The organism is Chroococcidiopsis sp. (genome assembly GCF_051657925.1).
GTDB lineage: Bacteria > Cyanobacteriota > Cyanobacteriia > Cyanobacteriales > Chroococcidiopsidaceae > Chroococcidiopsis.
Window position 1 is genome coordinate 21,389 of record NZ_JBOFLP010000012.1, and the last position, 21,831, is coordinate 43,219.

Annotated in this window: 19 protein-coding genes and 1 tRNA gene; 7 read left to right on the plus strand and 13 right to left on the minus strand. The window is 41.7% G+C overall.

Annotation, left to right across the window (positions count from 1 at the left end; all coding sequences use genetic code 11):
* Positions 1-203: 203 nt before the first annotated feature.
* The 3 genes from ACRC32_RS00915 to ACRC32_RS00925 all read right to left on the minus strand — a co-directional run bounded on the left by ACRC32_RS00915 (position 204) and on the right by ACRC32_RS00925 (position 3,349).
* On the minus strand, positions 204-1,121 hold the full coding sequence (locus ACRC32_RS00915) for a fused MFS/spermidine synthase (protein WP_438552216.1): 918 nt from the start codon (positions 1,119-1,121) through the stop codon (positions 204-206).
* 66 nt (positions 1,122-1,187) lie between these two features.
* Positions 1,188-1,583, minus strand: coding sequence for an adenosylmethionine decarboxylase (gene speD, locus ACRC32_RS00920; RefSeq protein WP_015156286.1), 396 nt, complete (start codon positions 1,581-1,583; stop codon positions 1,188-1,190).
* Between the two features lie 119 nt (positions 1,584-1,702).
* Complete coding sequence (locus ACRC32_RS00925) at positions 1,703-3,349, minus strand: flavin monoamine oxidase family protein (protein ID WP_438552217.1); 1,647 nt, start codon at positions 3,347-3,349, stop codon at positions 1,703-1,705.
* Between the two features lie 21 nt (positions 3,350-3,370).
* Here ACRC32_RS00925 and ACRC32_RS00930 point away from each other — a divergent pair, with 21 nt between their 5' ends.
* Complete coding sequence (locus ACRC32_RS00930) at positions 3,371-3,508, plus strand: hypothetical protein (protein WP_438552218.1); 138 nt, start codon at positions 3,371-3,373, stop codon at positions 3,506-3,508.
* Here the strand turns inward: ACRC32_RS00930 and ACRC32_RS00935 are convergent.
* Positions 3,505-3,822, minus strand: a complete 318-nt coding sequence (locus ACRC32_RS00935) for a DMT family transporter (RefSeq protein WP_438552219.1) — start codon at positions 3,820-3,822, stop codon at positions 3,505-3,507. The two genes, ACRC32_RS00930 and ACRC32_RS00935, sit on opposite strands and share 4 nt — an antisense overlap.
* An 861-nt stretch (positions 3,823-4,683) precedes the next feature.
* Here ACRC32_RS00935 and ACRC32_RS00940 point away from each other — a divergent pair.
* Positions 4,684-4,875: a CsbD family protein gene (locus ACRC32_RS00940; RefSeq protein ID WP_015156289.1), complete on the plus strand. Its 192-nt coding sequence runs from the start codon at positions 4,684-4,686 to the stop codon at positions 4,873-4,875.
* Between the two features lie 101 nt (positions 4,876-4,976).
* Here the strand turns inward: ACRC32_RS00940 and dusB are convergent, their stop codons facing one another.
* Positions 4,977-6,047 (minus strand): tRNA dihydrouridine synthase DusB, encoded by a 1,071-nt coding sequence (dusB, locus tag ACRC32_RS00945; RefSeq protein ID WP_438552220.1) that lies wholly within the window; start codon positions 6,045-6,047, stop codon positions 4,977-4,979.
* 440 nt (positions 6,048-6,487) lie between these two features.
* Between dusB and ACRC32_RS00950 the strand changes: the two genes are divergently transcribed.
* Positions 6,488-7,879: a chlorophyll a/b binding light-harvesting protein gene (locus ACRC32_RS00950; protein WP_438552221.1), complete on the plus strand. Its 1,392-nt coding sequence runs from the start codon at positions 6,488-6,490 to the stop codon at positions 7,877-7,879.
* A gap of 163 nt (positions 7,880-8,042) precedes the next feature.
* Here the strand turns inward: ACRC32_RS00950 and ACRC32_RS00955 are convergent, their stop codons facing one another.
* Both ACRC32_RS00955 and apcD read right to left on the minus strand, forming a co-directional pair.
* Entirely contained in the window at positions 8,043-8,531 is a 489-nt protein-coding gene (locus tag ACRC32_RS00955; RefSeq protein ID WP_192159076.1) for an allophycocyanin subunit beta, read from the minus strand.
* 117 nt (positions 8,532-8,648) lie between these two features.
* A complete protein-coding gene (gene apcD / locus ACRC32_RS00960) occupies positions 8,649-9,125 on the minus strand; it encodes an allophycocyanin subunit alpha-B (protein WP_438552222.1) in 477 nt (158 codons plus the stop codon).
* A 593-nt stretch (positions 9,126-9,718) separates the two neighbouring features.
* Here apcD and ACRC32_RS00965 point away from each other — a divergent pair.
* The 4 genes from ACRC32_RS00965 (at position 9,719) to ACRC32_RS00980 (ending at position 15,725) form a co-directional block, all read left to right on the plus strand.
* Positions 9,719-12,730: a type ISP restriction/modification enzyme gene (locus tag ACRC32_RS00965; protein ID WP_438552223.1), complete on the plus strand. Its 3,012-nt coding sequence runs from the start codon at positions 9,719-9,721 to the stop codon at positions 12,728-12,730.
* Between the two features lie 282 nt (positions 12,731-13,012).
* Positions 13,013-13,086, plus strand: a tRNA-Asp gene (locus ACRC32_RS00970).
* 71 nt (positions 13,087-13,157) lie between these two features.
* Complete coding sequence (gene gltX, locus ACRC32_RS00975) at positions 13,158-14,597, plus strand: glutamate--tRNA ligase (protein ID WP_438552224.1); 1,440 nt, start codon at positions 13,158-13,160, stop codon at positions 14,595-14,597.
* 147 nt (positions 14,598-14,744) lie between these two features.
* Entirely contained in the window at positions 14,745-15,725 is a 981-nt protein-coding gene (locus ACRC32_RS00980; RefSeq protein ID WP_438552225.1) for an aldo/keto reductase, read from the plus strand.
* Positions 15,726-16,069: 344 nt separating this feature from the next.
* Here ACRC32_RS00980 and ACRC32_RS00985 read toward each other — a convergent pair whose 3' ends face one another.
* The 6 genes from ACRC32_RS00985 to pheA form a co-directional block, all read right to left on the minus strand.
* Positions 16,070-16,564, minus strand: coding sequence for a hypothetical protein (locus tag ACRC32_RS00985; RefSeq protein WP_438552226.1), 495 nt, complete (start codon positions 16,562-16,564; stop codon positions 16,070-16,072).
* A gap of 107 nt (positions 16,565-16,671) precedes the next feature.
* The gene (locus tag ACRC32_RS00990; RefSeq protein ID WP_438552227.1) at positions 16,672-17,976 is read right to left on the minus strand and encodes a GTPase family protein; all 1,305 of its coding nucleotides are present in this window, start codon (positions 17,974-17,976) and stop codon (positions 16,672-16,674) included.
* A gap of 358 nt (positions 17,977-18,334) precedes the next feature.
* Positions 18,335-18,820, minus strand: coding sequence for a hypothetical protein (locus ACRC32_RS00995; protein ID WP_438552228.1), 486 nt, complete (start codon positions 18,818-18,820; stop codon positions 18,335-18,337).
* Positions 18,821-18,865: 45 nt separating this feature from the next.
* Positions 18,866-19,459: a hypothetical protein gene (locus ACRC32_RS01000; RefSeq protein WP_438552229.1), complete on the minus strand. Its 594-nt coding sequence runs from the start codon at positions 19,457-19,459 to the stop codon at positions 18,866-18,868.
* A gap of 178 nt (positions 19,460-19,637) precedes the next feature.
* Positions 19,638-20,606, minus strand: a complete 969-nt coding sequence (locus ACRC32_RS01005; protein WP_438552230.1) for a protochlorophyllide reductase — start codon at positions 20,604-20,606, stop codon at positions 19,638-19,640.
* Positions 20,607-20,752: 146 nt separating this feature from the next.
* Positions 20,753-21,610, minus strand: a complete 858-nt coding sequence (gene pheA, locus ACRC32_RS01010) for a prephenate dehydratase (RefSeq protein ID WP_438552231.1) — start codon at positions 21,608-21,610, stop codon at positions 20,753-20,755.
* Positions 21,611-21,831 lie beyond the last annotated feature (221 nt).

Here is a 21,831-nt window from a genome sequence, read left to right on the forward strand (position 1 = left end):
CAAACAATTGCTTAAATTTTAGTTTGACAAAATAATTACTGCAAATCTCTGCACAGATTGCCAATTGAGTATAAAAAATATCTCAGTTAGTCCTGGGAAAACGGAGTAGCGATCGTTACAAGTACTCCTGCATTTATGCATATTTTTATCTACGATTCCGATCGAATTCTGACTAACATAAAGTGTTAGCTAACGATTTATTTCTACTCAAAAACTAGAGGTTTACCATCCTCAAGAATATTTCCTGGCTGTGCTAATTTAAGCCGTAAATCTTTTGGTAAGCCAAACATACCTGTATGACTCACAGCATCGTATGCTTTCAGTTTATCTGCTAAATTGCGATCGCCTATCCTCTGCTCGATCTCACTATTACTCAAATTAGCAGGGTCAATATTATTAGTTGCAATAATAAATCCCCACGTACAAGCAAAAGAAGGAATAAATATAGAATAACTGCGGACAACGGGAAAGACACTATGAATAGTCCGCCGGATTGTAGCGTGTTCCATCCATTTCAAAGGCGAAAGAGAAAAACCTTGGACTACCATTACCCCCGACTCTGAGAGTCGCTGCTGACAAAGAAAATAAAACTGTTTGGTATAAAGCGCGATCGCGGGTCCCTCTTCTAAAGCATCAGTAATATCCAGGATAATTACATCAAACTTAGCCTCTTGCTGTGCCAAATATGCGCGACCATCAGTATGTAACAATTCCAATCGCGAATCGCTAAAAGCACCTTGATGCCAAGAAGGAAGTTTTTGCTGGCAGAATTCCACCAATTCTCGATCTAAATCCACCATCACCAAAGATTTGACGTTGGGATGCTTCAAAACTTCTCGCGGTGTTGCACCTTCCCCGCCACCAATAATTAATACCCGTTGCGGATCGGGATGAATCACCATTGCTGGCTGTACCAACGCCTCATGATATAGATACTCATCGACCTCAGCCGATTGAATCGTATCATCCAACACCAGTACGTCACCGTAAGCTGCTGTTTTGGCAAATTCCATCGTTTGAAATTGAGTCGATTTAGCTTCCATACCTCCAACTCGCCGCAACAGGCGAATTTCATCTGAGGTTGTCTGATCGCTCAGCCAGCTACTAAATTCTAGGCTCATGTTTGATGGATTCCTGATGTATGTTTTGGTAGTGGCGCACAGCCGTGCGCCACTACCATTTCCACCTTACTTTCTTAACATTAATGGCAACTGCGAGGCTTGAACGATCGCCGGATCGAATCTTTCGTGCAATTGCTTGGAAACCCATTTCGGTCGCCAGAGTGTTTCTAATACCTCACCAAAGGGTACGACATCTAAATCGCCACAGGTAAATATGTCTAAGAAACAAGCTCGGTATTCTGGATATGTGTGAATGCTGGCGTGAGACTCGGAAAGCATTAACACAACCGAAACACCGCAAGGTTCAAATTTGTGCTTGAGATGCGCCACAATGGTAGCTCCTACTGCACTAACTGCTCTGACCATATCGCGTTCGATCTGTTCTAGATCGTCCATGTCAGCTTCACAACCAGAAAAATTCAGCAGCAAATGCCGACCGTAAAAATCGAATCGCTTTTCCATAGGGCTAATCTCTTTCTTTACAAAAAATTGTTCTTCCCGAAAACGGTAGTATCACCGCCTGTTAGAGTGTTTGTTGGTTTATGCAAAATTTAGCTAGCAAAGTTTAGCTATGTAGATTTTCAGCATCGCAAAATGGTCAGCTTGAGATGTTGCAAAATGTCGCTAGCGGCTTTAATCCCAGATAGGGCTGCTCCTTCCATGTAGCCTTGCCATTCATAGAAAGAATTTGTGTGTTCCCCTGCAAAAAACAGGTTGTCAACTGGCTTGCCTTCGTTACCGCAGATCGTGGTAAATTGCCCTGGCTTGTAACAGGAGTAGCTACCTTGGGCGAGGGGGTTAGCAGTCCAGTTTTCTAGATGTACGAGTAAATCGCCAGTACGATCGCGTGTTGCTTGGGCGATCGCCCCAGGATAAACTTTTTCCAAATCTTTCAAAAATAGGTGCGCTTCTGTTTGCACGCGATTGGGATCGAGCGTCGCTCCCCTTCTACCACTGGAAAAATCTACTAATATGGCGCGATCGCGACTTGCTCCAGTCGGGTTTGTTTCCCAAGTGGTTTGATGGTGGGACAAATTAGAGTACGATGCACCGCTACTGCCACGATCTACCCAAGGACGACCGTTAAAACCCAGCATCATTTTGGCGTGAGTTGCTTGATCGAGTTTATTAATTGCTTCCCGCTTCCACTCTGGTAATTCTAGGTTTGCGTCTAGTTCGACTTGACGCAGTAGTGAAAAAGGAATTGCTAACACTACGGCATCGTATGCGACATCAATCGTGCGATCGCCGTTGTCGAAAGTGACTTCTATGCGGTTTGTTGAATTCTTGCGTACCCTCACCAGTCTCATCCCCAACTCAATCTGTCCTTGGAGTTCTTGGCTTAATCCTCGGACGATTTGCTCGTTACCCTCAACGATGTGATAACGCTCGTCACTAAAAATTTGAAAGGGAGAAGCTTGTGATGTTTCAATGTCTCGTACCACCAACAAAAAATTCAGACAGCTTTGTTCTTCCAACTCCAGCCCATATTCTGCCATATAGGCTGCATTCATCGCAGCCTTAATTGTATCTCCTGCTTGGCGTTTTTCTAGATATTCCAATAAATTGATTTTGTCAAACCGTGCATCCGCCGACGTAAAGCAATCTACAGTTGGCATGGCGGATATTTCTTGTAAATCTCGTGTTATTTCGGCTAGAAACGCTTGATATTCCTCTAAAATAGCTGACTGAGTGTAATGCTGCCCGTTGAAATAGCAAGCGAATTCTCCTGGCTGCTGAGTCACGTCTTCCAGCGTGAGTTGCAATTGTCGCGCCCAGCGCAGGATAGTTTTGTTTTGGCTGTCAATCAGTTCTCCACCCCGTTCGATGACTTGATGAGGGAATTTCGCGGCTCCAGGGAATGCTTTACCGAGCGAATAGCACCGTCCGCCGACGCGATCGCTCGCTTCGTAAATTGTGGCAGAGATGCCTTGCTGTTTTAGTTCGTAGCCACAAGCTAAACCTGCCAATCCCGCGCCTACAATGCCAATTTTTAGATCTCGCTCCCACTGGGGCGAGACGTAAGAGCGCTCTAGCTGCATCGCTACGTTTTCCAAAGCCGTTCCCGTTAGTTGGGTTTCTCTTTCCCGTACCGTGGATTGAGCAGCGCTGGCTTGCATCTGAGCTATCTGTTCGATACCCTGACTGATTGAGAGATGATTTTTTTTGGCGTAAAATCCGATTTTTATAGCACGTTTAAGGTCTTGAAACAACAATGAACGACCCATAGATTTCTTTTAAAAGTTTGATTGAAGTTGTTTAGGTACGATCGCGCTTTGACAAGTGGCTGTAGTGGCGATCGGGAAAACACGTTTAATTTTACTGCCCTGTCAAAATTTTTTATGGTACTTAATTTAGATGAAGCGATCGCTGAAGCATCTGCTTAGCATTCTCCTGCACTCAAAAGAATAATTCCGGCAACAATCAAAGATACACCAAATAGGTTGCCATGAGAATAGCTTTCGCGAAAAAGCAAAGCTCCAACTAAAAATGCCAAAATAAATTCTAACCCAACCACGAAAAGATAGGTGACTCCTAAACTAGAGTCGTTCATGGCTATGGCTTCAATACTAGCCCCAGCAATTAAAAAGAAATAAACTAGCAAACTAGGTACGAGTTCAGATAGTCCCTTGGAAAGTTTCATATACATTCCACCCAAGGTATAAGCAAATGCGGCAACTAACACCATTATTAAATACATAAACTCGATCCTTTAAACTTGAAATTTTACAATTAGACATTTTTTTGTTGTTTTATAGCTTAGTAAATTCAGCTATATCTGTAATTTTTACTATCAAATAAATTGGCTTGTTTGCATAAAATCTTTGTACTCTTATATCGCGTCAATCCTCAACAACTGCCAAAAATTTTTCAGATTTTTTTTAAGTTTTTCAAAATCCTTAAAAAATATATATTAGATTCATTATTGGAACCACAGTATTTTTACGGGCAATAGTTAAAAACAAGCTGAACTTTAAGAAAAACTTACGAGTCGATTCAGTGAAAATGCCGATTTAACGAAATACTGAACTTCCCCAGACTGCAAAAACGATTGTTCGACTGGAAATCAGCTACTAATTACGGAAAAGTAAGATGCTAAATCCGATTATCTTCATAGAGACTTAATACTGAAACCCTTTAGTAGCGGTAGATTCAGCAGAACGGTTTTTAAGGTAGTTTTACAAGAAGAGAGTTGTTTATTCCTAGTTGCTGACAATTATGAATTTATAATTTCTTTATGTTTGAGAAGGTTTAAATCTGGTACTCATTAACTTCGATTGGCAACTTATTAGTTGTTCTTATTAGAGTTAAAAAATAATTTTATCGATTAGTACAGTTAATTACCTAAAATTTGCTGTACGACTTATTTCTGTTGACTTGCACTGACACCCAAATCTTTCTCAAGACTCACAGAGATCGGTCTTAAGATAGGCGATCGCTACTTAATAAATCTGACTGACGAGCGATGTTAGATCTCTCGTTCATCCTACAAGCTATACGTATAAATACTTTACATCCTGCTTATAGCAGAAATTACGAGTAGTTTTAGTAGGAGATTGATATGAGCATCGAAAAAAGAGTTGAAGCAGTTGCTAAGAACGTTGAAGGCAAAGTTCAAGAAGCGATGAGCGAGCTGACAGGCGATCCCAAAGATAAGTTGGAAGGACAAGCAAAACAAGAGGATGCAGCCACAATGCACGCTCAAGAAGATGTTAAAGATAAAGCTAAAGATTTCATCGACAAAACTTTTTAAGTGTCAAACTCTCAAGAGTTAGGCTCGATCCGAATTGGCAAGGGGTCAAATTGTCTCTTGCCTTGATTTACTAGGAGTCGGGAGACAGTTCAACTCACAAGTCATAAGTCGCAAGTTGCAATTAATCCCTGCTCCCTGCTCTCTGCTCCCTGCTCCCTATTTGGACGATCGAGTTGTTCGATCGCGCGATCGAGTAGTTCTAACCCCTCAGTCACAGACTCGATAACGCTGAGTTGACCGCGTAATTCAGCTGCACCGTTAAAACCTTTAGCGTACCATGTCATATGTTTGCGGGCTTGACGCACACCGCGATCGCCCTTGTACTCCCACAATGCTTGAAGATGTTCTCTAGCGCATTGCAACAGTTCGACTGGTGTAGGAGACGGTAATTCTCGTCCTGTCTTGAGAAAGTAATCTACTTCTCCAACTAAAAACGGATAGCCTAGCGTCCCTCGCGAACACATCACCCCATCTGCACCTGTCTGTTCCAAACACTTCACTGCTGCTGCTACAGAAAAAATATCGCCATTGGCGATCGTGGGAATCGACAGCACTTCCTTTACCCGTGCAATCCATTCCCACTTCGCCGCACCATTGTAGCCTTGGGCGCGGGTACGTCCGTGAACGGTAATCATTTGCGCCCCCGCATCTTCCATACGCTTGGCAAAGTCTAGGATGGTTATTTCTTTATCCGTCCAACCAATGCGAGTTTTTACCGTCACTGGTACATCGACGGCTTGCACCACAGAACGGACAATCGCTTCCGCAACTTCTGGTTGTCGCAACAGCGAAGAACCACCACCATTTTTGGTAATTTTATTGACCGGACAACCCATATTAATATCAACTGTATCTGCCCCCTCTTCAACGGCTTTGATGGCTGCTTCTGCCAAAAAGTCAGGGCGACAGTCAAATAATTGAATGCTAATCGGTTTTTCCTGCGGTTCTACCTCCATAATTTTAGGCAGCTCTTTGACATAGTGCAGCCCTGTAGCATTCACCATTTCGGTGTACATCATTGACTCTGGAGCATAGCGGCGCACTAAACGGCGAAACACTAAGTCAGTTACACCCGATAGCGGTGACTGTAAGACTCGACTGTTGACTTCCAACGAGCCGATTTTTAGAGGTGTTGAGAGTCTAGCTTGCAAGCTAGGAGATAGAGCAACCATAGGAACGAAAGGAGTTAGAGTTTCTACTTTAACGATAAGGAGTATTAATTTCGCGCGATCGCTACTAAATTTTAGCAGGAGCAAATTAAAGGATATATACAAATATTACGAAATAATTCTTGTGATTGCGAATAGTTTGCAAGTTCAGAAATAATGAAGATGAGAATAATGAAAATTTCCATTCACCGCGATCGCATCTATGTAAGACTGTTAACGCATGACTTGGCAGGCTCATTGTAACAGTTTCCTCAGTTGAAGCGATCGCAATTGGTAAAGAGGGAATACCCATCTTTGCAGCGCTGTTTCATGTCCGAATTTGGCTTGGGAGTCAGGATCGTTCTTTCATTTTTGAGCGCTTAATTTGAAGTTTTGTAACAGAAGCTTTTTCACAAGCTATCTCGACTTTCAGTAGACCGATTTGAAAGTGAGGATAATAAATAATGATCGAAACTGCAAGCGATCGCAAAGCCCAATATCCTTGGTGGGCTGGTAATGCGCGCCTAACTAAATTATCAGGCACATTTTTGACTGCTCATATTGCCCATGCTGCGATCGTAGCCTTTAGTATTGGTGCGCTGATACTGTTAGAAATTAGTCGATATTCTCCCGACCGTCTGATGTCAGAACAAGGGTTATTTCTCTTACCTCGACTGGCTACACAAGGATGGAGTCAGGTTTCTGACGGTCAAGTCACCGACACTTATCCCTTTTTTGCTTTTGGAGTTGTACTGCTTGTTTCCGCCGCAGTTTTTACAGCAGGCACTTTATTTCACCGCTGGCAAGTCCCGGCAAGCTTAGAAGAGTCCAAAAATCCTCTAGCGCGGCAATATCATTTTAGTTGGGACGACCCCAAAAAATTGAGTTTTATTTTAGGAAATCACTTGATTTTCTTAGGAATAGGGGCTTTGTTGTTAGTAGCAAAAGCCATGTTTTTTGGCGGACTTTACGATGCTAATATCGGACAAGTACGCGTCGTTACCGACCCCACTTTAAATCCTGGGATAATTGTAGATCGCATTGGTCATCTATTTGATGTCAACAATCTCGAAGATGTTGTTGGCGGTCATATTTATGTTGGTGCGCTGTTAATTGCGGCAGGAATGTGGCATGTCATTACAGAACCGTGGGATTGGGTCAAACGACGTTTTCTGTTCTCTGGTAACGCCATTCTTTCTTACTCTCTATTTAGTCTTGCTTTGACAGGATTTGCTGGCTCTTACTTTTGCGGATTTAATACCCTCGCCTACCCAGTTGAGTTTTATGGTGCGCCCTTAAGCCTCAAATCGTCCTTATTACCCCACTACTTCGACCCAAACCAATTAGAACCAACGACTCGTGTTTGGTTGGCAAATACCTACTTTTACCTATCGTTCTTTACTCTTCAGGGTTCTCTCTGGCATTTTGGATTGGCATCTGGTTACTTTGAACCCGTTCTACAATCTTGGAAAGCAGCTTTCTCGGAAATTAGAACTGCAAATTTAGCCTATCAGCGAGCTTTCAACCACCAGCCTCAACCCAATTGGAATACATTCTATGAATCTCCTCAAGTTGAGCTTCAGCCAGCTTTTGCTTACCAAGAATCTGCTCAAAAATCTTTGAACTATCTTTACGAACCCTCTTCAAACTCAGTTGCATCCACAAGGACAAAATTACAGCCTAATCATCGACAAGTGCTTTACCAATTCAACTATCCCAACGACGAAGAAAAGACTTTTTACGAAAGTTCTAGCCGTGAGGGGAAATCGAAATTAGAATACCCCTCCCCCATGCCTCAGAATCTTTACGAGGCTACTTACCAAAAACAAAAATCTAGCAAGTTGTATGGGGGTTAACAGTTAACAGTTATCAGTGACCAGTGACCAGTTATCGATAGCTGGCGACTGGTGGCTAGAAATCAAAAGCCCCCCCCTTTTGAAGGGGGGTTGGGGGGATCTAAAAGCCCCCCTTTTGAAGGGGGGTTGGGGGGATCTAAACGACCTGGTAACTAGCTACCGGTCACTGACTTAAACCACTACAAATGTGGTCTAAATGCGTCCCAACTTCTTGCCCAGCTTCCGCACCAACTAAACGAGTCGTGACTTCCTTTAATGCTTGAATTGCTTGCACGGTTGGCTGAATCGGAACACCCAGAGTACTGAAGGTTTCCTTCAAACCAAAAAGAACCCGCTCTTCAATAATGGAAGGATCGTCAGCTAACATAGCGTAGGTAGCATAACGCAAGAATAGGGTTAAATCGCGAATGCAGGCTGCATAGCGACGAGTGGGATACATATTACCCCCAGGACAGGTGATATCTCCATATAGGAGCGAATTTGCTACCGCTTGACTGACAATACCAGAGGCATTTTCACTGATAGTAGCAGCTGCTTTTACGCGCAACTCTCCTGTTTGGAAATATTTTCTCAACTTTTCCAACTCAGGTGTATCGAGATATTTACCTTGTCGATCCGCTGGATTGATAACAGAAGTAATCGTGTCTTGCATAATTTTTTTCTCCAACTGATTGCTTCGTTTTTAATTGCAGAATTTATGTGCTGAAAGTTTGATGTTTTGAGTTATCTAACCCTTAACAAAGGAAAACTCCAATTACCTCACCAAAACTTAATACATGGCTCGGATTAAATAATCGAAATAAGGTTTGGCAAGATCGGCTTCTTCGCGACTCATTAAACCTGTAGCAACTTCTTTTAAAGAGCGCATACAACTGCCAATGTTACTGACAGGAACACCCAGGGATACATACATTTCCCGCATTCCATTTATGCCGATATCATCTAAGGGTTTCATGTTTCCAGCTAATACGGCATATGTAATAAGTCGGAGATACCAGGCTTGATCTCTTTGGCATAAGGCAGTTTTTTTCGGATCGCCGCTGTTGCTGGGAGTATTTGGTATCACCTTCCAAAATCTTTGGCTACCCTCTTGGACAATTTTTTGTTCGTTTTGCGATAGGATTTGCGCTACTTTAAGTCGTGTCTCTCCTGTTTTAAAAAAATCTTGCAGTTTATCTAATTCTGTGCGGCTAAGAAAGCGATCGGCTTCATCAGATTGAGCTATAACTTGGGCAACAAGGCTCATTTTTTTATCCTCCGGTAAGATAGGACGAAACCAGTTTCCTCTAAAACAATTGTTGACTTTATTGTTGCAAAAGTCATTAGCATTTTTCACAACTTAATAAACAATTTCATAACTTAACAAATAGGATATTTCTTGCTTGAATATAGATTAATTTCTATAGTTAAAATTCTAGGCTTGGATTTCAATATTGATTGACTTAACTCTCATATAACAGTAGAGTTGGGGTTATGAAACCCTGACAAGTTCTATTACTAAGTCATTAGTAAAAATGAGCGATCGCAATCCTACGATTTTATATCGATACAGTACGGTTTGTAGATAGCGATCGCCCAAATATTACAGCAACATAGTGCATCAACGTATAGGGTGTATAGCTATGCATCCTGAATTTTTGCGTAGTTAAAATTACTGAATTGACTTCAATTCAAACTTTTGTCTAATGCCATCAAATTTTCAAGCGCATTATTACTGAAATATTGCACTATTGCATCAATACTGGTTTTCCACTTTTCTAAAAAAAATCGGCAAACCTTCTGAAGCTTACCTCATCTTCATCAGGCTAGCTTGGACATGAAAAATTCATAAATTGAATTATGTCTAGGCTATTAATTAGTCAATATCATGCTGAAGTAGAAAAAGTAATTCAATACGGTGGTTCGCGCAAAGAGACTTCAATTCGCTTTGCTTTTCAAAACTTACTAAATGAATACTGTAAGCCAAGAGAATTTCAACTGATTCCCGAATTAGATTATAAAACTAGAACGGGTAAAGCCATACGTCCAGATGGTACGGTAAAAGATGCTTTACGTTTGGATTGGGGTTACTGGGAAAGTAAAGATCAATTTGACAATCTAAACGAAGAAATTGATAAAAAGCTTAAAAAAGGATATCCAGATAGCAATATTTTGTTTGAAGATTCCCAAACAGCAGTTTTAATTCAGAGTGGTAATGAAATCTTGCGCGTTCCCATGCAAGATGGAGAAGCATTAGACAAGATTATTACAGCATTTATTAACTACGTTCGTCCCGAAGTCAAAGATTTTCGGACTGCAATTGGAGCTTTTAAGCAAGATTTACCAAAGATTCTAGATGCACTACGCGATACAATTGAGCGGCAAAATGAAAGTAATGCAGCATTTAGAGAGTGTAGAAATAACTTTTGGGAGATTTGCAAAAAATCAATCAATCCTGAAGTCACGTTGTTAGATGTGCGAGAAATGATGATTCAGCATATTTTGACTGAAGATATTTTTATTAATATATTTAATGAATCGCAGTTTCATAGAGAAAACAATATTGCACGGGAATTACAGCGAGTTATCGATACCTTTTTTACAGGTGGTACGAAGAAAAACTTGCTCGGTACAATTGAGCGTTATTATGGCGTAATTAGAAGAACTGCGGCAAATATTTACAACCATCATGAAAAGCAGAAGTTTTTAAAAGCTGTTTACGAGAATTTCTACAAAGCATATAATCTTAAAGCTGCTGACAGATTGGGAATTGTCTACACGCCGAATGAAATCGTTCGATTCATGATTGAAAGTGTAGACTATTTAACTCATAAACATTTTGGCAAGATTCTAGCTGATAAAGATGTTGAGATACTCGATCCTGCTACTGGTACGGGTACTTTCATTACTGAGTTGATTGAATATTTACCTAAGAATAAACTTGAATACAAATATAAAAATGAAATTCACTGCAATGAGTTGGCGATTCTGCCATATTACATTGCTAATTTGAACATTGAGTTTACCTATAAGCAAAAAATGGGTGAATATCAGGAGTTCGATAATATCTGTTTTGTCGATACGCTTGAGCATACCAGTTTTCATGAGAAGCAGTTAGACATGTTTTCGCTTTCTGTTGAAAATACAGCAAGGATTAAGCGTCAAAATGATAAAACTATTTCTGTAATTATTGGCAATCCTCCTTACAATGCTAAACAAGAAAATTTTAATCAGAATAATGCTAATCGCACATACACGGCGATAGATAAACGGATTAAAGATACTTATATTAAAGAAAGCAAAGCTCAGAATCGGATTGTTGTATATGATATGTATACTCGGTTTTTACGTTGGGCAACAGATAGAATCAAAGATGGAATTGTATGTTTTATTACGAATTCTTCCTTTTTAGATGCTCGTGCCTTCGATGGTTTAAGAAAATGTATTCAAAATGAGTTTTCTTTTGCTTACTTTGTTGACTTAGGGGGTAATGTTAGAGCAATTTCAGGAAAAAACGGAATATTTATTTCTGAAAAACACACTATCTTTGGTACAAGTGCTATGACAGGTATCACTATAGGTTTTCTTGTCAGAGATGCTAAAGTCAAGGAAAGCAAAATATTTTATTTTAATCCCTTTCACGAGCATGAATTAAGAGAAAATAAAATCAACTATCTTACTACTAATAATTTTCAAGATTTTGACTTTGAACATATTATTCCAGACAAAAATTATACCTGGATTAACCAGGTTGAGAATGATTTTGATGATTTAATACCTTTAATGGACAAAGATGTAAAAACCGGAAAAGCACAGCAAGCAGTATTTCAAGTCTTTTCAAGAGGAATTGCAACTCAGCGAGATGAATGGGTATATGACTTTTCATCTCAGTTGCTAACCGAAAAAATGACTTATTTCGTGGAAGTCTATAGAAATAAGCTTATTGGTTTAACCGAAAAGAAATTAGATATTAAGTGGGATAGAGAACTTACAAAATATTTAGAGCGGCGTATAAATAAAAAGTTTGATACTCAATATATACAGCAAAGTACGTATAGACCTTTTATTAAAACAAATCTATATTTTGATAGGCATTTTAACGGAATGATTTATCAATGGCTTGATATTTTTAATAAAAACGATAAAAATAATAAATATATAGCTTTTTCAGCAATTGGAAGTATTAAGCCATTTCACTGCTTAGCCAGCAACACAATTATCGATTTGCATCTTACAGGTGATTCTCAATGTCTTCCTCTCTACCGCTACGATAAAGAAGGAAATCGCATTGACAACATTACTGACTGGGGATTAGAACAATTCCAAACTCATTACAACGACTTGGTAATTACCAAACTCGATATTTTTCACTATACCTACGCTGTATTACACAATCCTGACTATCGGAAAAAATACGAACTCAACCTCAAACGAGAATTTCCGCGCTTACCTTTCTACGAAGACTTTCATAGATGGGTGAGTTGGGGTAAACATCTGATGGATTTACATATCAATTATGAAACCGTCGAACTTTATCCTTTAAAACAAATCGATATCCCCTGCGGAGACAATACACGTACACCCAAGCCAAAATTGAAAGCAGACAAAACCAAAGGAAGTCTCATTCTAGATGAAAATACTACCCTAGAAGGCGTACCTAAAATTGCTTGGGAATATCTTTTAGGCAACCGTTCCGCCATAGAATGGATTTTGGATCAATATAAAGAAAAGAAGCCTAAAGATCCAACTATTGCTGAGAAATTCAATACCTACCGCTTTGCAGATTATAAACCGCAAGTCATCGACTTACTGCAAAGAGTCTGTACGGTAAGCGTCGAGACAATGAAGATTCTTCAGCAGATGAATGGTTAATGCAGATCTTGTAGCATTATCAATTGGTATCCAGACTCACCTTGAACTTAAGTTCAAGGCTAATAGCAAAAGTCTACTAAAGTAGACTAAAAGCGATCGATCTTGCAGCCGGATTTATCCGACTTAGGCTATGAGACTGTGAATTGATTCACAGGCGGACGTTGCAATCGGTGCAAGATCTCAGTTAAGTTACCGCAAGCGATCGCTCCCTCTGAAAAAAAATTCACTGCAGTGCTTGACAAGCTAGAATAGACGTGGCATGATGATAAATCGTCCGACTAAGGGACTGTAGTTCAATTGGTTAGAGCACCGCCCTGTCACGGCGGAAGTTGCGGGTTCGAGCCCCGTCAGTCCCGTTAAAATGTATTGATATAGAGACGTTCAATGTAACGCCTCTGTATTGGTTTAACCTAAATCACCTGGATCTATGATTCGCGTTCGTATTGCTCCCAGTCCCACTGGTAACTTACACATCGGTACAGCAAGAACCGCAGTATTTAATTGGCTGTTTGCCCGCCATCATGGGGGACAGTTTATTTTACGGGTTGAGGACACGGATACGGAGCGATCGCGCCCTGAATATACTCAAAATATTCTCGACGGTTTAAACTGGCTCGGTATGCACTGGGATGAAGGTCCCATATTTCAGTCAGATCGTCTAGATATCTACAAACAACGAGTACAAGACTTACTCGATAAAGGCTTGGCATATCGCTGTTATACCACCGAGGCAGAATTGGAAGAAATGCGGGCGGCGCAGAAAGCCAGAAACGGAGCACCCCGCTACGATAACCGCCACCGAAATTTAACCCCAGAACAAGAAGCAGCTTTTACGGGTGAAGGTCGTCATCCTGTAATTCGATTTAAGATTGATGACGATCGCGAAATTGTTTGGCACGATCTGGTACGGGGAGAGATGCGCTGGCGAGGAAGTGACTTGGGCGGCGATATGGTGATTGCTCGTCGTTCGGAAGATAGTAGCATCGGTCAACCCCTGTACAACTTTGCTGTTGTCGTGGATGACATGGATATGAACATTACCCATGTGATTCGCGGTGAAGACCACATCGCCAATACAGCCAAACAAATTCTGCTCTATGAGGCTTTCGGCACAGCCATACCAGAATTTGCCCATACGCCCTTAATTTTGAATATGACAGGGCAGAAACTTTCTAAGCGAGATGGGGTAACATCCATTTCTGACTTTAAAAAAATGGGTTTTGTGGCAGAGGCGATCGTCAATTACATGACATTATTAGGCTGGTCGCCACCAGATTCTACCCAAGAAATCTTTACTCTAGAAGAAGCGGCAAAGCTATTTAGTTTTGAGCGAGTGAATAAGGCTGGGGCAAAATTTGATTGGGCAAAACTAGATTGGATTAACAGCCAATACTTGCATCATATGCCTGTGGATAAGTTAACCGATCTGCTGATACCCTACTGGCAAGAGGCAGGATACGAATTCAATCCGGTGGGAGAACGCCCTTGGTTGGAAAAAATTACAGCCCTTGTGGGTGCGAGTCTGACGCGGTTACCGGATGCTGTGGATATGTGTCGGTTGTTCTTCGTTAAGTCGGTGGAGTTCAGTCAGGAAGCAACCGAACAACTGAATCAAGCCGGGGCTGATGCTGTCGTTCAAGGCATTATCGCTGCCCTGGATGGTACGGCTGAATTAACCGCAGAGCGCACCCAGGAGATCGTTAAACAGGTGATGAAGGAGCAAAACGTCAAAAAAGGCTTGGTGATGCGATCGCTCCGTGCTGCCCTCACTGGCGACTTGCACGGTCCCGATCTCGTTGAATCGTGGTTAATTTTGCACCAGAAAGAATTGGATAAAAAACGGTTGCAAGAAGCGATCGCGAAATAAGAAGATCCCCATAAATCCCCCTTAAAAAGGGGGACTTTGCAAGATATTTATGCCTCCCTTTCTACGGAGAGACTTTGAAATATATTTATGCCCCCCTTTCTAAGGGGGGTTGGGGGGATCTAAAATCTCAAACTAGGATAGAAAAGTATGCAAACTACCAGCCAACTTTGCCTTCCAGAAATGGGCTGCGGTACGTGGGCATGGGGTAATCGCTTGCTCTGGGGCTACGATGAAAGCATGGACGACCAGTTGCAAGCGGTTTTCGATCTCTGTGTTAGCAACGGCGTAACTTTATTCGATACGGGTGATTCATACGGTACTGGGCGCTTAAACGGACGCAGCGAGAAGTTGTTGGGACAATTTACTAGAGAATATCAGGGAATTGAGAAAGAAAATATTTGTATTGCCACTAAACTAGCCGCTTATCCCTGGAGATTGACCCGTCAATCGATGGTCAAGGCTGGCAAAGCTTCAGCGCGACGTTTGGGTAGAAATGTCGATTTGGTGCAAATGCATTGGTCTACAGCTAATTATGCTCCTTGGCAAGAGTGGGTGCTGTTGGATGGTCTTGCCGACTTATACGAACAAGGGTTAGTTAAGGGAGTCGGTTTATCAAATTATGGTTCTCAACGGCTGAAACAAGTCTATAAAAAGTTGCGCGATCGCGGCGTTCCGATCGCTACGCTACAAGTTCAGTATTCATTGCTATCTACCTATCCTGTTACCCAATTAGGTATTAAAGATGTATGCGACGAATTGGGAATCAAATTAATTGCTTATAGTCCCTTGGCTTTGGGAATCTTGACTGGAAAGTATACTGAGAAAAGTTCATTTCCCAAAGGAATTCGCGGTTTATTATTTCGGCAGCTATTACCAGGAATTCGCCCGTTGTTAGGGTGCTTGCAAGAGATCGCAAGTTTGAGAAGTAAAACTATGTCTCAAGTTGCAATTAATTGGTGTATGTGTAAAGGAACTATTCCAATTCCTGGAGCGAAAACTGTAGCACAAGCAAAGGAGAATATTGGTATTTTGGGTTGGCGATTGGATGCTAGTGAAGTTATCGCACTCGATCGCGCTGCGGCAAGTACGGATAAGAAAATGGTACAAAACATTTTTCAGACAAAATAAAAATTGTATGTCATGCAAAGACGCATACGCGCAGCATACTCATAGAGTAGGCGCAAATAAAATTGCTAAGTAGATATATAGCAGGGAGCAGGGAGCAGGGAGTAGGGAGTAGGGAGCAGAGGAAAAAGACTTGGCTAATCTTGCTTGTAGACAGTTGAAATGTCCTAATCTATCCGCTCTCTGCTATATCTGCTAAAAGTCAATTTTTCTTATCCGCGTTTCCATTTGCGATTCAACTCATAACTAAAATATATTTGTTTTAATTTTAAATAAAATTTAATAGGAGTTTTGCAACAATGTAAAACCTGCTCAAACTCCAATTGATAGAGAGTAAATTAGTTTGCTTATCTCCGACTCATTTCCGATTGGATTCCTTCTACCAGCTTCACCATCATAGTCGTCAAGCTATCGTATTTCGGTTGCTCTGCAACTGAAGATTTATGGCGACAAAAGATAGGAGCAACTTTTTGCTTGACTTGAGAACCAACGGTAAAACAAATATCTCCATCTTCGTATTCAAATAGAGGAAAATCACCATTCCCCCACTCTCTCGCAAGAGACACAGCCCTCCCTAAAGAGATAAATTTGTCAATTTTAGCGTATTCGCTGCGATCGCTTCGATTTGGATATGGTAAGTTGCCTAAAAAGCCGCCATCACTCCATTGATATAATTCGTAAACTTCTGTGGGTAAGTCAAAGGGTAAATCTTTCAGCTTTTGCTTAATTTCTGCGTAACTCAGACCGTCTTCCAATATTGGATAAGCAACACGACCATCGGGAGATTTCGGTGGCACGTAATTTGCGATAAATTCTAGGGCTTCATTTAAAGTAGATACCATCCTCTTCTGCCTCAAAGACTACTGCATTGCATAATACTATCTATGCTGCACCGAACCGGTACATCAAACATCCGCTCTACTGAAGAATTAGCAATATTTTTGGTTTCTTAACGTTTAATTCCTTTAAATCGTTCTTGTGCTGATTGAAACGCCGATCGCATCACGGCTTGAATTTGCTGCGGATCGGGCTTTTTGCCTCCCATCAAGTCACCAAAGTAAACACAAGCCCCCTCTCCTAGCGCCCATGTATATGCAGCAGCCCAAGAAGCAGCGATGACGCTACCAAACCCAGGAATGAATTTAATCAATTCTCGCCCGATTGCCTGTGCCAAGAAACCCCCTGCGATCGCGCTGACTACGCCCCCTGCTTGCGACGGGGTTAGTGTTTGTCCGTATAATTTCCCTAAGAGGCTAACCATCGATACCTGTACGGCTGTGAGTACGGGCATGGTAGCAAAGGGTAAAGGTACGGCTGCTAAAGTAGCGGCGGCGATCGCAAAGGCAAGCATGTAGCGCCGTCCCACGTCCCGATAGAGGTTGCCAATTTGCTGACCTGCTTTTTCGTCCAATAACTGATAAATTGCCCTGGCTTCGGCTTCTGGGAGCAAATCGGCTAACGTATCTCTCAAGGCTTCTAAGCCGTAGAATACTGGGTTATAGCCATCTTCTTCTAAGGTAAAGTCGATAAGAACGGCGCGATCGTACAAGCCGCTAAAGTTCTGTTGAATGGCACTAAAGGCGCGAGTTACGATATCAAATTGAGGTGGATAGTCTGGGTGATCGGCTGTCCCTGTAGGATAAACTTCATGCAAGCAACTGACAGCTAGCAAGCAGGGTATATCTGGATATTTCTGGCGCAACGTTTGCGCAATTTGTTTTAAGCTATCGGTAGCAAAATCGTTAATTTTTACCGTGAGAATCAGGACTCTAGCGCAATGGCTAGCTTGTTGCAGATCGCCAATCAGTTCTTGGGCGATCGCTTGCGTCTCTCGATTTACATCTCCCAATCCCACTGTATCGGTAAAGATTAGTAGCGGCAGGTCGTTAGTCGGATAGGCATAGCGTTGGGTATGTTGCGTATGAGGGCGAAATCCTTGCCCGACGATTTCGGCTGAAACTCCGGTTAAGCCGCGCACGATCGAACTTTTTCCCGCCTGGGGTTTGCCAATGAGTAAAGCTTCTGTTGTAGGTAATTCAGCGCGTACCGTTGCTAAAATCTCCGCGACTCGTTCATCGCTGACGCTGAACCAGTTGACTATCGTTTGTGCTGCTCGATCTACAGGCAGAAGTTGCATTATCTTTGCTGTTGTTTGGTTCCAGACAGCACCAATTCCCTCACCCTGAGACTCTTTAACTGTCTCATGTGTGATTCGGTCGGACGAGGGCAATTCGCGATCGCGTTGCTCGGTCATTGACATCAAAACAGGCAATAGGTTCCAATAACATCCTATCGAGCCATGAGGTGCGATCGCTACTCGGTTTGCTTGAGTTTCTCCATGCTTTTTGATTATCAGCTCGTTACCTCGACGACTTCCCCTACAGCTACGCTCTTTGGCAAATGCGATTGCGTGTTTTGGTTACTTCGAGAGTGAGGAGAGGCGATTGGATATACTGCTAGCATTTCCGTTAAATCGACGATAATGCAAACTCCATCAGCATACCTACTCTAACCTTGCGAAAAATCAAAAGATGTAGTTTTGTTTCGCGCAAAGACGCAAAGACGCGAAGAAGAATGCAAAAAGTAGTTTCCTACTCGATCGGCAAATTCATCTATTTTTCGTTCTTAAAGTATTGTTTTAAGTATCTCAGCAAAGTAGGAACATCAAGTTCTAGAGTTTTCCATAATTCTAATTTTTTGACTGACAAAACCTTTCCTAAAAGTGGCTCTTTATCTTCTTTTTTTTCACTTTTTTGAATAGATTGAATCAAAACTTCTCCCGATTTTATGATAGTTTTTTGTTGCTGAATGAGTAGATCTTTTTGTTGTATTATTGCGCTAGCAAGTGCTAGTTGACCTTGCAAGTGATGAATATTAGCAACTAGTCGTTGTACTTCTATATCAGCTCCCAAATATCCAGAAGAGCTTACAGTCGGATTGGAGGGGAGACGCAAATATATCTCTAGTGCTATTTTAATATGTTCTAAAGCTTCTTCTTGATTCCTTGGTGTCACTGAAAACAAAACGCTATCTGCTTGTTCTTTAAGTTCATCAGTAGCGTCTATCCCAACGTCACGAAGAAATTGAGTAAAGTACATCAAATATTGTTTGCAGGCGCTCTTAACTTCTTCGGGAAAATTAAATTATACCGTTACAGCGTTAGAATATGCCATTGACGAGAGATTATATATAGCTTGCTTATGAACTTCATTTAGAATTGATAAAGCTCGTTCAATTTCTATTTCAATAGGAGCAAACGGCTCTTTGATATCAAAAGAGATTGAATAACCATCTCTAACGTGTATAGTGTCTCCATCCTTTTCTAGCCAACAACATTTAGCATTTGTAAAATCTTGACGATCGAATACTAGTTTAAATTCCTCCATATACTCATACATGCTCCAAGGTTGTTTCCAATTATTGACATCAAAGGTAAACCAAATTGCTAACTGAAAATTGCTATCGCCATTATGAGATACTGAAATCCAATCTATAGAAAAACTCTCAAAATCATTTTTCCAAAAAAAGGACTGGTGAAATCTAACATAATCAAAGCTATCGTTGAGAATTTCTTCAGCCGATAGTAAGATAATATGTTCGCATAGCTCCGGAGTCCATAAATCTACAGACAAATCTCTAAAATAAGAAGTAGCAACCTCTGCCGCTTGAGAAGCTATAACTACTCCGTCAATAGTTAATAGATATTTATCATCGTCTGTACGAATGTATCCAAGCATTTCGCTTTCCTTGATGTACCGATCGCGCTGGGTGAAGTATAGCTCAGAGAAAAGATTGATTTCACGAACAGCACACCAGATTGCTAGACTGTCCGCGAGTATTAAAATAGCGATCGCCCATCCTTAAAAAGACAGGCGATCGCATTGAAAATTTAGCTCAATTTTAGAAAGCTATAGCCTACACGGGAACCCCGATTCCTACTAACTTCTCGCTCAAATCCCACATTTTTCTTGCTTTTTCATCATCGCGGGCTTGGGGCGAAACTTTTTGCACGAAGGACTGACCATCTTTCTTCTGACGATTTCCCCAACTCCAATAAGCACCAGATTGCTTGTACTCAGGATCGATAACTACAGCAGCTACCCGTTCGCCAGCCAACTCCTGAGATACATATCCTCCAGTAATATGCTTCTGGAACAATGGGAAGAGTTTTTGAAACAGCGGATAGTGGTTGCGGAACAGTGGTGTATCGGCAACGCAACCAGGATAAAGAGATGTAAAAGTAATTCCTGTCGAGTCATGATAGCGACGGTGCAGTTCCCGCATTGTCAACACGTTACACACTTTACTATCTTTGTAAGCTTTGACAGGTTCAAATTTCTTGCCGTCAATCATCGAAATTGGTGCTTTAAATCCAGCTGCAAAACCATCTAAATTCCCTAAATCTGGACGCGGTGGAATCTTCCCACCCAGTTCGTCTGGATTGTGGGTTACGGTTCCCAAAATAACGAGCCTTTTATCCGCAGCTGGCGAATTCTTCAAATCCTCTAACATGAGGTTGCATAGGAGAAAATGACCGAGGTGATTGGTAGCAACGTTTAACTCATATCCTTCTGGGCTGCGTAATGGTTCCTTGAGTAAGGGCATATAGATTGCTGCATTGCACACCAGAGCATCTAGGTGTCTGCCTGTTGCCCGCAAGTCTTTGACAAACTGTCGCACGCTCTCTAAGCTAGCTAAGTCCAGATGGATGACCGTGTAGCTATCTTCCGGTATGCTGACACTCTGAGCCGCAGCTTTTGTTTTGGGAATGTCTCGACATCCCATAACGACATACCAACCTCGTTTAGCGAAGGCTTTTGCTGCATACAAACCAACACCCGAAGAAGTTCCTGTAATAACAACGGTCGATTGCTGTTGTGCCATTTTCTTAAATCATTATTAATCGCGTTTTCTATTTTTTAGGATCTCATATCAGTGGATCGCTAGTGCTAATGTTTCTAAGTATTGCAATGCGATCGCCACAAATATGAAAGCGAACGCCATACTTGTGAAAAATTGCTATCCTCTATTCATCCTGCGTAGTTGTCTTGGTTGAGCAGCACGACTGTGTAGCTACCAAAATTCTTTAAGATTTCCGTATGTGCGACTAATTCTGTTAAAGCTGACTCCACGGCACTGTTATGAGAGTCGCCTTCTAAGTCAATAAAATAGAGATATTCGCCTAGCGATCGCTTAGTCGGACGAGACTCAATCCGGCTGAGATTGATATTTCTTTGGGCAAATACCTGAAGCGGTTTTACCAATGCACCAGGAACGTTGGCAGGTAAACTAAAAGCTATAGACGTGTGACTGCCTACGGTCGAGGACTGACGACTGAGTACCCAAAACCGCGTGCAATTATCGGGATAGTCAGAGATACCACTAGCTAAAACGGGTAAGTTATAAAGTTTTGCTGCCCGTAGAGAAGATATTGCCCCCGCAGTTTTCTCCCGTTCTAAGTGCTGTAATGCCTCAGTTGTAGAATTTGTCGGAATCAATTTGACATGTGGCAAAAATTGTGTGAACCACAACTGACACTGTGCCAGTGCTTGAGGATGAGAATAGACGACTTGCAGCGTATCCAGAGTTTGAGCGTGAGAAAGCAAAACATGGGCAATTGGCAAGACTAAAGCTAGTTGAATTTGTAGAGTATCCAACAGCCACATCATATCTAGAGTGACGGCAACACTGCCCTCAATCGAATTCTCGACTGGTACGACAGCAATCTGTGCTTCTCCTTGCGCCACAGCCTTGAGAGTTTGAGGAATGCTGGGGTAGGGATGCAAGGCTGCCTCTTGTCCTTCCTGTTGCAATCGATCGCGATAGGCGATCGCAGCTTGTTCGGAATAAGTGCCACTAGGTCCCAAATGGGCAATCGATACGGTCATGTTCGCCTGCTAGCGCCGCTAAAAGTCATAACTCAATATAGCAAGGAGCAGGGGGGAGCAGTTATCAGTGACCAGTGACCAGTGACCAGTGACCAGTGACCAGTGACCACTGAATTTGAGCAAAGAGCTTCATAGTACTTTATAATCATTAACAAGTGTAAAGATTACCTTCATGATTCGTTCATCTTTTGGACTGAATTCCAGTAGGATGAACTCATGGG